We start from the raw sequence: 15,182 nt of genomic DNA on the forward strand, positions 1-15,182 counted from the left end.
TTATTCCGCTTTAGTCAGTTCATTGGGTTGGGCCAAGCTTTGTTTGTAAAGAGCCAAGGCTTGCTGATTGTCTTGTTGCGATTCTTTAATCTTTGCTAACAGCAATATATCTTGCTGACGATTGCCCAGCTTAATGGCTTTACTTAAGGCTTTTTCGGCCAAACTAAAATCCTTGGCGTTATAGGCAACTGCACCTAAGGTCGAGAGTAGCTCGACATTCATGTCGTCTGCTTTTAACCATTGTTCTAGCTGTTTCAGCGACGTGGTTGGCTGAGACAGTTTTAACTCTTTATAAAGAGGTAACAACATAGGATGGGGTTTGTTTTTATGATACTCGCCCAGTGCTGCTTCGGCATCGATATGCATACCTTGGTCAATGAGCTGCTTAACGTACGCTGCTTGTAAAGCAGGGTCGCGTCTTGTCGACTTAGGCAGTGAATGCCAATTTTCTTTCAGCTGGTTTGCCCCCTCTTTACTGGCGATTTCAGCAAAGTTACCTTTTGATGCTAACTGCATATAGTGTTCGTAATGTTCACCTAGGGCTTTTTTCCAAGAGGGTAAGCGGTCTTTTAATTCTTGCCATTTACCCGCTTGAACCAATGCTTGCGCTCGCAGAGTCAGGACGGAACGTTGGCGCTTTTGTTTGTCGTCGAGCTCATCCAAAATGTCGAGGGCTTTGACCGGGTGCTGATTTTGCAAGTGATCGCGTACCAGACACAACCGGGCAGCAAAGGCTGATTTAGGGTAAGACGTGGCTAAGCGCCAGTATTCTTGCGCACCTGCTGGGTTTTGCAGTTGTAGCTCTGCTTCGGCGGCAGCAAGCAAGTTCAAGCCATCGAAATCTTCTTGCTCGATACTGGCAAGTTGCTTGCGAGCTTCAAGGAAGTTTTGCTCGGCCAATGCGATAAGTCCATTGGTGAATGCGCGTTTCTTTTTACGTGAACCCCAGTTGCCTAGCCAGTTTTTTGAGCCTGAGATGATCATGATTAACTTTTTGATTAACCATGAAAAGAGTAACAAACCTACGATAACCAGGATCGTCATTATCGCCATGGAAAACACGTTCATTTCAACAACGTAGCCAGCGAAATCAATAAACACATAGCCCTTGTCGTCGAATATTAAAGAGCCAACCAACACGGCAATAAGCAAGGCCACGAAGACCATTAAAATTCTTATCATGGTTGGCTAGCTCCGTTAACGAAGACATTGTCGATACGTTGCTGAATGATGTCTTGCAGCGCCGGAGCTGCGTTAAACTGACTTGGATAGACGCGCTCAATATCGGTTTCAGCCAATTCTTCAATACGTTGGTCAAATTGCACTACTGCGCTCTCGTCAACAGCGAAGCTTTCGTCTAGCACCCGTTGCGCGTTTTGCAATGACTGTTGATAAAGCTCAACATTCTCTTTCAACACGGCGCTTTGGGCTTGTAGCAAAGAAAGCTTTAGTTGCTCAGTCGCCAGCCATTGTTGCTGTGCTGACATGTAAGGCTGAACTTCGATTTCCTTCTTTTTATAGCTAAAGAAGTCTTTGGTGAATGCTGCCCATGCGCGAGATAAGTTGGCTTTCCAATCATCGACTGAATCGGACACGTCCTCACCGCCTTGGGGCGCGATATCAGGACGTTCGAAGGTATTAAGTGGTAACTGGTCAACTTGGGACAGCAGCGCACTGATTTGCAATGCGATAGACGATAACGACACAGGATTGACTTGGGCCAAAGTTTGAATGTCATTCGCTAAGCGTTCTCGCACGGGCAGTAAGCTTGGATCGTCTAAGTCTTGTAGGCGACTGTCAGCTGACTGCAGCATGGCTATCGCGGTCTTTAGGTCATGCTCTAACCACAACTTACGACCAGCCATGCGGACTAAAAAGTCTGCTTCAGCAAGTAACCAATCAGCAGGGCGACGACCGGCGATACTGCTTAGCATTTGTTTATTGGCCTGAGATTGATTGTTCGCAGCCTCTGCCTCTTCAAGAGCGCTCTGTAGCTCTTGATTGACACTACGTAGCTGTGATTCAAGACGACTATTTTGCTCTTTCACTTCGTCAGTAATAGACAGATTTTGCTGCGCTTGGCGCGTTAGAATGTCTTGTTGCTCACTTTGGGTCGACTGTTGAGTCTGCTTTTGCTGCTCCCACTGTGTCCAGCCCCAATAAGCACCGGCCACAATCAATAATAAAATCAGCAGATTGACGATAGTAACAAACCACAAAACACCGGTTTTGGCCGGCTTCTGATTTTTTTGATTTTTGGTGGGGGAAGTGGCACTAGGTGTACCCGAACTATCGCTTGCACTGGTCGTTTTTTTCACGTTTTTGTCGCTTTTCAAAGGAGCTGTAGGATTCTTTTTCGTGCCATGATCAGCCGACTCCGCTTTTGGCGCAGCAGGTGTTATTACCGCTGTGGACGCTGTGCTCGTTGCTGGACTCGAGGGCGCATTTGAAGGTGCGCTACTGGACTTATCTTTCGGTTGTTCTGGCTTATTTTGAGGCGTGTCGCTCTTTGGCTTGCCGCCTGATGAATTATTTGTATCTGATTGGTTTGCCATTTAATGCTCCAAAAATTCCTTGGCACGGCGAATAAGTGCCTGGTCGCTAGCGTCATCGCTGACAAATATTGTCTTTATACCTTGTTTTACGGCAATTTGTTCAGTTCGTGGGCTTACCACAATCCAAGGTAAAGATTGTAGCCACTTAGCATCGAAATGCTCAAACGCCGTATCTATTATTTCACCACTGGTAGCAATGATGCATCTAATCTGCTCTGCTTGCCACTCTTGTGTGGCTTTAGGCGTGGCAATTTTTATCCTTTGATAAATATCTGCTAGCAAAACAGTAGCGCCGCGCTGGGTAAGTTGTTGGGCTAAATCTTCACGGCCGCCTTGGCCTTTTAAAATCACGACTGTATGCCCAGCGATTTCTTTTAGGGGGGAGAGCGCTAACAAGCCTTCGGTGGTAGGCACGAGAGGCACAGTCACGTCATAACCTTGTGCCCGTAGACCTTGGGCAGTACTGCTACCAACGGCAAAAATTGTCGCTGAATTTGGTAGCTCAATGCGCTGCTGCGCCAATAGCTGACTGACTACCGTACTGGTTACAATAATACCGTCACCAGAGGATAGGGAGCCAAGTGCGCTCGGCAATGAGCTCAGAGCTTCTTGACTGGCTTGTGTGCTAATCAGGCCGACGCCAACCGCAGGTAAACCCGCAGTAATAAAGCGCGCTGCGCTTGGGGCGCATTTTTGCTCTGGGCGGAATATCAGCACAGTCATGGTTTAATCTTTATATAATGCCTGAAGAATGTCACCCGCGCCTTTTTCAAGCAGTTGCTCAGCCACATCAACGCCGATGCTAAGCGCATCATTCACATTGCCACGTTTCTCAGCCTGCAAAAGTACGCTGCCATCGGGTGAGCCGACTAATCCACGTAGATACAGTTCGTCACCGTTTAAGACGGCATAACTGCCGATAGGCACTTGGCACCCACCATTTAATTTGGCGTTCATGGCACGTTCGGCTCTGACCCGTGATTCCGTGTCGCAGTGATTTAGCGGCTTGAGTAATTCGATTAGCTCAGCGTCATCGTTACGACATTCAATGCCTACAGCACCTTGGCCAACAGCGGGCAGGGACACAGTAGGTTCGATATAGGTTTTGATGCGATCTTGCATTTCAAGGCGGATCAAGCCAGCAGCGGCCAGAATAATGGCATCGTATTGGCCGTCATCTAATTTGGCTAAACGCGTGTTAACGTTACCGCGCAGGTCACGAATGGTTAAATCTGGGCGGGCGCTGCGAATCTGGCACTGACGGCGCAAACTTGAAGTACCGACTATTGCGCCTTGCGGCAATTCTTCGATGCTGGCATAGGTGTTTGATACAAATGCGTCATAGGGGTTTTCCCGTTCGCATATGCAATGCAAGCCAAAGCCTGCTGGGAAATCAACGGGTACGTCTTTCATTGAATGCACCGCTATATCTGCGCGGCCTTCGCTCATGGCGACTTCGAGCTCTTTAATAAACAGACCTTTGCCGCCAATTTTGGCTAATGGCGTATCCAAAATCCGGTCGCCCTGTGTCGACATAGGCACCAGTTCCACCTTAAGTTGGGGATGAGCTTCAAGTAATTTGGCTTGAACATATTCTGCTTGCCACATGGCTAAAGCACTTTTGCGCGTAGCAATTCGAATAACGCGATCTGACATGAAAAATTCACTGTTAACGGACGAGTTTATACCGCGATATTATCAGAATTTCCGCTCACTTTGAGTAGGCAAAGCCCTAGTTTTGCTGAAAAAAACGCAATAGCGCACGCCAAACTATCCATAACACGTAAAAATAGATGTTGAATGCCATGAAGTACTCACAAATCAAATCAGCCTAAGAGCTCGTTACAATTGTATCTGGTAAACCGGTAGTTCACGGCCTGCGATACTACCTGAAGGCTGCGTGCCTACTCGTCTAGCGCCATTTTTTGCATAGAAGGCAGCGGCATTTGGGTCGCTGTAGATCACGAGCGAAGTGAAATGTTGTGATTTTGCCGCACTTATTGCATGTTGCAGTAACGCTTGCCCTAAACCGCAACCAATTTGAGTTGGGCAAACAAACAACGCCAATACTTCTGCTTGTTCACGGGAAATACGCTGAAGTGCATAGAAGCCTAAGGGTGATGAGTTTTGATTGATAAAAGAGGAAAACGCCCCAACAAAGTGAAAATCGTCGTGGGCGATTTGTTGGGCAGAATAAGTCAGTTCGTGCGCGCACTGCTGCATAAATGTTGATGAATATCCCCAATAAGCCTTCGATCTTATGGCCAGCGCAGAAATATCTGCGCTGTGTTCTTCGCCCAATGAGATCAGGTTAATTTGCATCACGAACGTATCTTTTCGCTATCAAGATTACTTGCTTGCGGGGTATTGCATAAGGTACTGGGCATCGGCTTGCTCAATATATTGGGCTTTATTCGCCAGCCATTTTTGTTGCACGCTGGCACTGTAGTTTAAGTAGAGCTTACCATTATCAATAACGAAAGCGTCTTCATCTATCCCAACAAAATCACCCGTGGCCATCGCATAGGCGCAGTAACCACCGTATTGCGGGGCGTATTTTTCAGGTTCATTTTTAAATAAATCTAAATGTGCTTGCGAGCTAAAAAACCAGTCGGCTCCGCGCCACTGTGTGGTAAATGCATCGTCGCCTTTTACTGCTTTATTCGAAGTGAAGTAAGCGATGGTATCGTAACCGTAAATTGCTTTGTTATTAAAAAAGCCTGTTTCGATGGGGTCTTGTGCAAAGGCAAAATGACTAACACTAAGCATGATGAAGAGGACGGTAATCTTCGCTGTGCGGTGGGCAATGACAAAGGGATTGATGGTCATGATAATTCCTGTGGTAGCTGTTGCTACACATTAGATAAAGGGCTTATCCAATAAAACCGAGGGCACAGGAATTTTATTTCATCACATTTCTATCCCAAAGCAGTTCTGCTTTGGGATAGCGCAATAAGAGCGAAATAAGAGCGCAACAAGGAACCAATTGAACTAGCTAAAACGTGCTTGTAACCAAGCAGAGATATGATTAATTTCTTCCAAACACACGCTGTGTTGCATAGGGTAATCTTGCCAAGTGACAGGATAACCGTTTTCTTCTAACACTTTGTACGCAGCGTTACCCATAAACACAGGCACCACATTATCTTGCTGACCATGAGCCATTAAAATAGGCGTGCTTTTATTGGCATCGCTCGCTTCACCGGCAAGGGTTTCGGGCTCACACATGTAGGTTGATAACGCCATGATGCCAGCGAGCTTCTTATTGATGCGCGTGCCCAAGTGCAGCGCAATCACGCCGCCTTGTGAAAAGCCTGCCAATACAATGCGCTCAGCTGGTGTGCCATTGGCAATTTCAGCATCGATTAGTGCTTCCACTTGCTTAGCGGACTCTTCAACGCCTACGCGATCTGCTCTGTGGTTAAAATCTAAGCTAGCGATGTCGTACCAAGCACGCATTTCCATGTTGTTGTTTACCGTAATAGGACGCACAGGAGCATGAGGAAATACAAAGCGAATAGGCAAGGCGTCGGGTATTTTTAGTTCGGGCACGATTGGCGCGAAGCCATTACCAGAATCCCCTAGGCCGTGTAACCAAATCACCACGGCACTGTGGGGTTGGCTTGGGTTCACTTCTACATACTCTAAATTGTTATCACTCATAGGGTTACCACTCTTCGGTTCGTTCTAATACGTTTTTAATTAATGCTTATTCGGTCGGTCGCGGAAAAGACACTGGCACTTCGGCTTGCTTGCTGGCTGCATCATTCATAAATTGCCAAAACTCAACGCCGGTGCGCTCGTCAATCCACAAACCATCTTGGTAGTTAAAATGATGGCCGTTAAATTTGGTGGCTACCCACAGCTGGTGCAACGGTGGCTGTTTGTTGATGATGATCTTAGTGCCATTAACAAAAATCAGGGTAAGGATACTGCTAGCGGATTCGTAATCGATATCGGCTTCTACATCATCGAGCATCTCTTCTAAGTTAATTAGTAGGTCGTCGATGAGTTGGTGATATTGGCTGTCGTTCATTATTGCGTCACCTTTTGTGAACAGTTTTGATGCATTAGCACCATTACAAAGGGAATATGCTAACATTGCATAGAAATCTCAACACTCACTTTATCTACTTACTTGACTGAAAATCTTCTATGCCACAATCACTCGGAAATTTATTTATACTTGCCGCGCCTTCAGGGGCAGGTAAATCTAGCTTAATCAAAGCGTTACTGCAAAACCATGATGCGACAGAAATTCATAACAATGAAATGCAGGTCTCGGTTTCACACACCACGCGAGCACCGCGCCCGGGTGAAATAGACGGTGTACATTATCATTTTGTCAGCCGAGAGGTATTTCAAGAGCTGATCACTCAAGATGAATTCTTCGAATGGGCAGAAGTATTTGGCAATTATTATGGCACCTCTAAAGTGGTCATTGAGCAAACCTTGCGCAAGGGGATAGATGTGTTTTTGGATATTGATTGGCAAGGCGCGCGCCAAGTCAAAGCACAAATCCCTGACACCGCGACGATTTTCGTTGCTCCGCCTTCACGAGAAGAATTAATGCGCCGTTTGACCGAAAGAGGCCAAGACACCCCTGAGGTGATTCAAGATCGTATGAACAAAGCGGTCTCAGAGATATCGCACTACCATGAGTTTGATTATATTGTGGTCAACGACGACTTTACTGCTGCATTAGCGGAGCTGGACGCGATTGTCTCGAGTCGCCGTTTACGCAAAGAAAAGCAGGTTATGCGTCACCAAAGTTTGTTTGAAAATTTACTGGCAAGCGACTAGCACAAAAATTCAACGCTTAGATCGTGAAAGATCTTTGCTAATGACAGGTTTGCAAGTACACTATGCGACCTTTTTTAAAACATAGCTACACGACGGAGATCAAAATGGCTCGCGTAACAGTTGAAGATGCCGTAGATAAAATTGGCAATCGGTTTGATTTGGTTTTAGTCGCAGCACGCCGCGCAAGACAACTTGCGATTGAAGGTAAAGTTGCACATGTATCAGTAGGTACTGATAAGCCTACAGTTGTAGCATTACGTGAAATCGAAGAAGGTCACGTAACCGCATCTACTCTAGACGCAGAAAACTTGCGTGACCAACATGCACAAGACCAAGCTCAGTTTGAGTCTGTAGCAAATATCCTTCAAGAACAGTAGTCCTAGGGCATAAGTCCGCGGACACTCACCGAAGAAAAGCCTGATCCTAGCGGCAGAACATCAAATTGATGTTTTAGCCGTTGGCTTAGCGCCCATTTCACCGTATCCTTAAACTTTTCACCGTTTGAGACTAACAGCACTTGTATCTTTTTGAGGGTTTAAAACAAAAGCTTGAGGCCTACCTCCCACCGGACAAGGTAGCGGAAACTCAACGTGCGTTTGTGGTAGCCCAAGAAGCCCATGATGGGCAGATGCGTTCCAGTGGCGACCCATACATTACTCACCCCGTAGCCGTGGCTGGCATTTTGGCGGACATGCGTCTTGACCATGAAACGCTAATGGCTGCATTGCTGCACGATGTCATCGAAGACACCCATCACAACAAAGAATCCCTGAGCGAACAGTTTGGTGAGACGGTTGGTGAGTTAGTCGAGGGCGTTAGTAAGCTCGAAAAGATTCATTTTAGTAGTAAGCAAGAAGCGCAAATCGAGAACTTTCGTAAGATGCTCATGGCTATGGTGCAAGATATTCGCGTTATCTTGATCAAGCTGGCAGACCGCACACACAACATGCGCACCCTCGGTTCTTTACGTCCTGACAAACGTCGTCGTATTGCCCGTGAAACACTCGAAATTTACTCGCCTATTGCCCACCGTTTGGGTATCCACGATATCAAAAATGAGCTTGAGGATTTAGGGTTTCAGGCCATGTATCCCATGCGCCACCGCGCATTGAAAGCAGCGGTTAAACAGGCGAGGGGTAATCGTAAAGAAATTATCGAAAATATTCATAAAGAAGTGGAAACCCGCTTGGCGGCATTCGGCATGAACGCGTTGACCATTGGCCGTGAAAAACACCTGTACTCAATTTATCGCAAGATGAAAAACAAAGAGTTGATGTTCAACGAAGTCATGGATATCTATGCATTTCGCGTAGTGGTTGACAGTGCTGATAATTGCTATCGAGCGCTGGGCGCTATGCATGGCTTGTATAAACCCATTGAAGGGCGCTTTAAAGATTACGTGGCTATACCGCGTACCAATGGCTATCAGTCATTGCATACGTCTTTGATTGGCCCTCACGGTATTCCAGTAGAAATTCAAATTCGCACCGCCGAAATGGACAAAATGGCCGATATCGGTGTGGCTGCGCATTGGATGTACAAAGACGATTCAGAGTCCAGCGATACCACAGCACAAGTACGCGCCCGTAAATGGATGCAGTCACTTATTGAGTTACAACAAAGTGCTAGCTCTTCGTTTGAATTTATCGAAAACGTAAAAACTGATTTATTCCCAGATGAGATTTACGTGTTTACCCCAGATGGGCGCATCATTGAACTTCCGCTCGGCGCAACCGCGGTCGACTTTGCTTATGCAGTGCACACAGGTGTAGGCAATACCTGCGTTGGGGTGAAAGTCGAAAGACGCACATACTCGTTAAGTAAACCACTTGAAAACGGCCAAACCGTCGAAATCATTACCTCACCCAGAGCGAAACCCAACGCAAGTTGGCTGAACTTTGTGGTCAGTGCTAGAGCGCGCTCGCATATTCGCCATTACCTAAAACATCAGCGCTCCGAAGAAGCATTCAGCATGGGAAATCGTTTATTACGCCATGCGCTGGGTAAAACCAAATTAGATGAAATTCCGCAAGCGGACATCGACCGAGTGGTAGAGGAAACAAAACACGCTGATTTTAACGCTTTGGTGGCGGATATCGGCCTAGGCAATGAACTCAGCGCCATCGTCGCTAGGCGTTTACTCGGTGAAGCGGCAGAAATTCCAGACAGTGGTCGCAACGTTGCTATTCGAGGCACTGAAGGGCTATTGGTATCTTATTCACGCTGTTGTCACCCCATCCCAGGGGATGAAATTGTGGCTGTGCTTAGCCCAGGTCGCGGCATGATGATTCACCAAGCGGGTTGCAGTAACATTCGTAAACTGAGTAAAGAAGAGCCCCAGCGGGTGCTTGTTATGAAGTGGGATGATGAACCTCAAGGTGAATTTAAAGCTGCGCTACGAATCGAATTAATAAATCATCAAGGGACGCTCGCCAATTTAACCAATAATGTGGCTTCGTGCGGCTCTAATATCGTCGGTTTACAAACCGAAGAAAAAGAAAGCGGTATCTATTACATTGATATAGAACTGACCATCACAGATCGTATTCAGCTCGCTGATGTCATGCGAAAAATTCGCATCATGCCCGAAGTTCAAAGGGTTTCAAGGCACAGCCAATCTAAGCAGAATAAATCACCTAACGTATAAACTTTAAAAGGTAAGCATATTATGTCTAAGTCTGTTATTCATACTGACAAGGCTCCACAAGCTATTGGTACTTACAGCCAAGCGATTAAATCTGGCACTACTGTGTATTTGTCTGGGCAAATCCCTCTTGTGGCGGAAACCATGGAAATGATCTCTGACGATTTCGCCGAGCAAGCTGAACAAGTATTTAAAAATGTTCAAGCCGTTTGCCAGGCTGCAGGTGGTAGCACCAACGATTTGGCTAAAGTGAATATCTTCTTAACGGATTTATCTAACTTCGCCACTGTGAACGAAATCATGAGCAAGCATTTCAAGCAACCTTACCCTGCGCGCGCTGCTATCGGCGTGAAAGAATTGCCTAAAGGTGCTCAAATTGAAATCGATGGTGTGATGGAATTACCTGAGTAATATCAGGTATTACCTACAGCAACATTCACTCTAAAATACAGGTGGCGTTTTAGCGCCGCATTGCGCACGGGGAGTCCAAATGGCCGTGCGCTGATCAAAAGATGCTAGCCTACTCGGCACGCTTCGTCGCGGGCAACAGGGCTATATAACATCAATAAGAAAAAGAATATAAACCATGACTGCTATAGCCCCCATGTCAGTAGAGCGTTATCAGCGCATTCGTAAATTATTAAGTACCCGCCAGCCATCCTTAACGGTTTGTTTAGAACAAGTTCATAAACCACACAATGTATCTGCTGTTTTGCGCAGCTGTGACGCAGTGGGGATCAACCGTATTCATGGCGTATGGGATCAAAAAACCAAGATACGCAAAGGCACCGCTATGGGGTCAGAGCATTGGGTTAAAACCGAGATGCACACCAGTATTGGCGATGCTGTCAGCGTGTTAAAACAACAAAATATGCAAGTGTTGGTCACTCATTTATCTGATGATTCAGTGGATTTCAGGGACATAGACTACACCCAGCCCACGGCCATTATTCTTGGCCAAGAGAAGCACGGTGCTACCGAAGAAGCGATTGCCCTAGCTGACAAAAACATTGTCATTCCCATGGTCGGTATGGTGCAGTCATTGAACGTTTCGGTGGCTGCTGCTGTGGTGTTATACGAAGCTCAGCGTCAGCGAGAAGTGGCTGGTATGTACAACAGCCTTCAACTGAGCGAAGAAGAGTGTCAGCGTGTTCTATTTGAAGGCGGGTTTCCTGTGTTATCAAACGTGTGTCGTAACAAAGGCCTCGATTACCCACATATTGATGAAGGCGGTAACATAGTGGCTGATGCAAGCTGGTGGCAGAAAATGCAAACCACCGCAAAAGCGATGCGCCAACTAGAACAAGAAGCCATTAGCGAGATAGAATACGAGAAAAGCCATAGAGGTAATCGTTAAGTACACACGATTGTTACCCCGATAAAGGATTTCAAAATGATGACTAATATAAAAGCAACAAACGGTTGTTTACTTCTTTTACTCGCTGTTCTGTCCTCGCCTGTGTTAGCGTTTGAGCGCACTACCATTGCTGAAGGTGCCCAAGATGTCACCCCATTGCTAGTCGGCCATTTTGCCCCAAACACCAAATTGCAAACCGGTGATGGCGCGCCAGTCAGCTTGAAAGCCATCACTATGCAAAAGCCCACTGTGCTAATTTTTTATCGTGGTGGCTGGTGTCCTTACTGTAATCGTCAGTTGGCTGGACTAAAAGACATTGAAAAATCTCTGGATGATTTGGGTTATCAAATATTAGCGATATCCCCTGAAACGCCAGCGCAACTGCAAGCTCAAAAACTGCAAAGCAAGTTTACCGTACAGTTACTTTCTGATAGCAAGTTAGAGACAATACGCGGTTTTGGTATTGGTTATTATGTGCCTGAAGACAAAACCGCTCAGTACAAAGAAAAAAAAGGCATAGAGTTAAATGCATCAGCTAAAGCAGGGCGGGGTGTATTACCAGCACCAGCTGTGTTTATTCTAGATGAACAGGGGGTGATCAAATTCAGTTACGTGAACCCTGACTACAAACAACGATTGTCGCCTGAATTACTTTATCAAGCGGCTAAGTATTCGCTTTAACACTCGATGCACGAAATGCGGAGTAAAGATAGGCACAAATGATGTTAAGTTCTTGCCCCGATTGAGTAAATCGTGAAGTATAATAAACAACTCAGCGATATTTTGTATCTGATTTACTTGAAGGGCAGGCGGCTATTTCTTTGTTATCTATTGTGCTTTTAATCACTTTCCCTAATCGGCTCACGCAAGGTTCGGACTCTCGATGTTAGGGCTAGCCCAGACGCCAGTCACCCAGCTTAAAGGGGTTGGCAGCAAAGTCGCTGAAAAGTTGGTTAAGCTTGGCCTGCAATCAGTGCAGGACTTGTTATTTCACTTGCCCCATCGTTATGAAGATCGCACCCGCATTTATCCCATCGCTGAGCTAATGCCGCATTTGCATACCAGTGTCGAAGGCGAAGTCATGTCTAGCGATGTGCAGTTTGGCCGTAAACGCATGTTAATTGTGCGCATCAGCGACGGCACAGGCACCATCACATTACGCTTTTTTCATTTTTCAGCGGCGCAAAAAAACAGCTTAGAAAACGGTACGCGCATTCGTTGTTTCGGTGAGGTACGTGCGGGCAAATATGGCCTAGAGATCATGCACCCAGAATATAAAACCCTTAGTGCAGATTCCAACGCCCAGTTGGCTGAATCTTTAACGCCAGTTTATCCCTCTACTGAGGGCGTTAAACAAATTACCTTGCGTAATTTGACTGAGCAAGCCCTCACATTGCTTGATAAAGGCGGTTTAGCTGAATTGCTACCTGAGGATGTTTATCAGCAGCAAGTCGGTTTGATTGAAGCTTTACACTTGGTACACAGGCCTCCACCTGATGTGACGTTGGCTTTACTTGAGGAAGGTAAGCACCCCGCTCAGCAGCGCTTAGCGCTAGAAGAGCTATTGGCCCATCACTTAAGTGTGCTTAAAGTACGCCAGCAAAGTCAGTTACAAAAAGGCTTTGCCATCACCCCAAGTGAGCCCCTGCTGAAACAGCTACTCGATAGCTTGCCATTTGATTTAACGGGTGCCCAGCAACGTGTTATCAACGACATTCAACACGATATGCAGCGCCCAACCCCCATGATGCGTTTAGTGCAAGGGGACGTAGGGTCAGGTAAAACACTGGTCGCTGCCATGGCTGCGCTATCAGCGATCAGTGCAGGCTACCAAGTGGTTATGATGGCGCCTACTGAGCTGCTGGCAGAACAACATATGAATAATTTTCAAGGTTGGTTTGCTCCCCTAGGTATCGAGGTCGGCTGGCTGGCCGGTAAGTTAAAAGGTAAAGCTCGTAACGAAACCCTAGAAAATTTAGCCAGCGGCAAGCTGCAGTTACTGGTAGGCACTCACGCTGTGTTTCAAGAGACCGTACAATACCAATCCTTGGCACTGGTCATTGTGGACGAGCAACACAGATTCGGGGTGCATCAGCGCTTGGCATTGCGTGAAAAAGGCGTGCAGCAGGGGGCGTTTCCTCATCAGTTGATCATGACTGCAACGCCCATTCCACGCACACTAGCGATGACAGCCTATGCAGATCTAGACACTTCGGTAATCGACGAGCTACCGCCCGGACGCACGCCTATTACCACTGTGGTATTGCCCGAAACGAGACGCATAGAAGTGGTTGAACGGGTGCGCTTGGCGACTGTAGAGCAAGGCAGGCAAACCTATTGGGTATGCACCCTGATTGAAGAATCAGAAGTGTTGCAGTCTCAAGCGGCAGAAGAAACCGCTATTGCCTTAGCAACAGCCTTGCCTGAACTAAAGGTTGGTTTAGTGCACGGGCGCCTTAAAGCCGATGAAAAGCAGCGTTTAATGCAGCAATTTAAAGACGGCGAGATGGACTTATTGGTGGCTACCACCGTAATCGAGGTCGGGGTCGATGTGCCCAACGCCAGTTTGATGATCATCGAAAACCCAGAACGTTTAGGTTTAGCGCAATTACATCAACTTCGCGGGCGAGTTGGGCGAGGCTCAGTAGAAAGCCACTGCGTGTTGATGTATCAAAGCCCTTTGTCAAAGACGGCAGCAAAGCGATTAGCTGTGCTGCGTGAATCCCATGATGGTTTTTATATTGCCCAACAAGATTTAGAGATACGTGGCCCAGGGGAACTGTTGGGTACCAAGCAAACCGGCTTGGCTGACTTGCGTATCGCCGATTTGGTGCGTGACGCCGAGCTTATTCCTCAGGTACAAACCTTGTCTGTAAAATTATGGGAACAACATCCTGCAAATGCACAAGCCATTATTAATCGCTGGTTAGGTCACAAAGAGCATTTTGGTCATGCCTGATAATTCTTACATCAACGCGGTGACACATACCGTTGCAAAATCGCCGGCCACAGCACCTGTAAAGATGGCTCCTGTAGTCACTGTGCCAGAAAACGCCAGCCCCGAACTTGTTGAAAAAGCTAAAAACTTAGCATCTGTGTGGCAATTGAACTTCGATGGTAATGTCAGACATGGCTTAGTGTTGATGCAAAGCGAAGCGCATTTAGCGTTAAAGCAATTAGATGAGCCAAAAGTAGGCGAGGTACTAGTGGACTTTGCCTCTGACGCCCTGACGTTTAGGCGACTGCACGGTGGTGGTAAAAAAGAAGCCGTCGCCAAAGCGGTTGGTTTAAAAGGGCAGAGCGAATGGAGAGTTTTAGATGCCACAGCAGGCCTTGGGCGAGATGCGTTCGTGCTCGCAAGCCTAGGCTGCAGGGTTGATATGATTGAGCGCTCCCCAGTGGTAGCCGCCTTGTTAGCAGATGGACTTGAGCGAGCACACCACAGTGCAGAGCTAAGTGCTTGGCTGCCCCAACGAATGCGCTTACATCATGGCATCGCCGTTGATTTAATGGCGAACTGGTGTAACGAACCAGCAAATCTTGCTCCCGATGTGGTGTACCTTGACCCTATGTTCCCGCATCGTAAAAAAAGTGCTGCAGTGAAAAAAGAAATGCGCCTTTTTCAGCAATTGCTTGGTCCTGACGAAGACGCCGATGGGCTGCTCGCCCCCGCACTCGCGTTAGCCAAAAAGCGCGTGGTGGTAAAACGCCCAGCCGGTGCCCCTTTTTTAGCACAGCAAAAGCCCCATATCGAAATGCAAGGCAAGGCGAATCGCTTTGATGTATATCTGATTAATTAGCGCCGAAACCGCTGTTCCTCATT

Annotated in this window: 16 protein-coding genes; 8 read left to right on the forward strand and 8 right to left on the reverse strand. The window is 46.9% G+C overall.

Going from position 1 to position 15,182, the window contains the following annotated elements; genetic code table 11:
- From AC0VYA_RS01680 to cyaY, 8 genes are all read right to left on the reverse strand, one after another.
- Complete coding sequence (locus AC0VYA_RS01680) at positions 1-1,182, reverse strand: heme biosynthesis HemY N-terminal domain-containing protein (RefSeq protein WP_011573268.1); 1,182 nt, start codon at positions 1,180-1,182, stop codon at positions 1-3.
- Positions 1,179-2,555: a uroporphyrinogen-III C-methyltransferase gene (locus AC0VYA_RS01685; RefSeq protein WP_475489865.1), complete on the reverse strand. Its 1,377-nt coding sequence runs from the start codon at positions 2,553-2,555 to the stop codon at positions 1,179-1,181. The genes AC0VYA_RS01680 and AC0VYA_RS01685 overlap by 4 nt, the downstream gene beginning before the upstream one ends.
- Positions 2,556-3,278, reverse strand: coding sequence for a uroporphyrinogen-III synthase (locus AC0VYA_RS01690; protein ID WP_011573270.1), 723 nt, complete (start codon positions 3,276-3,278; stop codon positions 2,556-2,558).
- Between the two features lie 3 nt (positions 3,279-3,281).
- Complete coding sequence (hemC, locus tag AC0VYA_RS01695; RefSeq protein ID WP_475489866.1) at positions 3,282-4,211, reverse strand: hydroxymethylbilane synthase; 930 nt, start codon at positions 4,209-4,211, stop codon at positions 3,282-3,284.
- A 186-nt stretch (positions 4,212-4,397) separates the two neighbouring features.
- Positions 4,398-4,877, reverse strand: coding sequence for a GNAT family N-acetyltransferase (locus AC0VYA_RS01700; protein WP_475491016.1), 480 nt, complete (start codon positions 4,875-4,877; stop codon positions 4,398-4,400).
- Positions 4,878-4,904: 27 nt separating this feature from the next.
- Positions 4,905-5,384 carry a YHS domain-containing (seleno)protein gene (locus AC0VYA_RS01705; protein WP_475489867.1) on the reverse strand — a complete coding sequence of 160 codons (480 nt, stop codon included), beginning with the start codon at positions 5,382-5,384 and terminating at the stop codon, positions 4,905-4,907.
- A gap of 162 nt (positions 5,385-5,546) precedes the next feature.
- A complete protein-coding gene (locus tag AC0VYA_RS01710) occupies positions 5,547-6,218 on the reverse strand; it encodes an alpha/beta hydrolase (RefSeq protein ID WP_475489868.1) in 672 nt (223 codons plus the stop codon).
- 46 nt (positions 6,219-6,264) lie between these two features.
- Positions 6,265-6,591, reverse strand: coding sequence for an iron donor protein CyaY (gene cyaY, locus AC0VYA_RS01715; RefSeq protein WP_473477688.1), 327 nt, complete (start codon positions 6,589-6,591; stop codon positions 6,265-6,267).
- A gap of 119 nt (positions 6,592-6,710) precedes the next feature.
- On the opposite strand from cyaY, the gene gmk reads away from it, so the two are divergent.
- The 8 genes from gmk to AC0VYA_RS01755 all read left to right on the forward strand — a co-directional run bounded on the left by gmk (position 6,711) and on the right by AC0VYA_RS01755 (position 15,159).
- Positions 6,711-7,358, forward strand: coding sequence for a guanylate kinase (gene gmk / locus AC0VYA_RS01720; protein WP_473477690.1), 648 nt, complete (start codon positions 6,711-6,713; stop codon positions 7,356-7,358).
- A 104-nt stretch (positions 7,359-7,462) separates the two neighbouring features.
- Complete coding sequence (gene rpoZ, locus AC0VYA_RS01725; RefSeq protein WP_011573277.1) at positions 7,463-7,735, forward strand: DNA-directed RNA polymerase subunit omega; 273 nt, start codon at positions 7,463-7,465, stop codon at positions 7,733-7,735.
- A 140-nt stretch (positions 7,736-7,875) separates the two neighbouring features.
- Complete coding sequence (gene spoT, locus AC0VYA_RS01730) at positions 7,876-10,005, forward strand: bifunctional GTP diphosphokinase/guanosine-3',5'-bis pyrophosphate 3'-pyrophosphohydrolase (RefSeq protein WP_011573278.1); 2,130 nt, start codon at positions 7,876-7,878, stop codon at positions 10,003-10,005.
- Positions 10,006-10,026: 21 nt separating this feature from the next.
- A complete protein-coding gene (locus AC0VYA_RS01735; RefSeq protein ID WP_006994679.1) occupies positions 10,027-10,413 on the forward strand; it encodes a RidA family protein in 387 nt (128 codons plus the stop codon).
- A 193-nt stretch (positions 10,414-10,606) separates the two neighbouring features.
- A complete protein-coding gene (gene trmH, locus AC0VYA_RS01740; RefSeq protein ID WP_473481417.1) occupies positions 10,607-11,359 on the forward strand; it encodes a tRNA (guanosine(18)-2'-O)-methyltransferase TrmH in 753 nt (250 codons plus the stop codon).
- 36 nt (positions 11,360-11,395) lie between these two features.
- Entirely contained in the window at positions 11,396-12,040 is a 645-nt protein-coding gene (locus AC0VYA_RS01745; protein ID WP_475489869.1) for a peroxiredoxin-like family protein, read from the forward strand.
- A gap of 202 nt (positions 12,041-12,242) precedes the next feature.
- Positions 12,243-14,318, forward strand: a complete 2,076-nt coding sequence (gene recG, locus AC0VYA_RS01750; RefSeq protein WP_473477698.1) for an ATP-dependent DNA helicase RecG — start codon at positions 12,243-12,245, stop codon at positions 14,316-14,318.
- Positions 14,311-15,159 (forward strand): class I SAM-dependent methyltransferase, encoded by an 849-nt coding sequence (locus AC0VYA_RS01755; protein WP_011573282.1) that lies wholly within the window; start codon positions 14,311-14,313, stop codon positions 15,157-15,159. Before recG ends, AC0VYA_RS01755 begins: the two co-directional genes overlap by 8 nt.
- The last annotated feature ends 23 nt before the right edge of the window (positions 15,160-15,182 follow it).

This window comes from Paraglaciecola sp. QJM3NY_14, assembly GCF_056173245.1.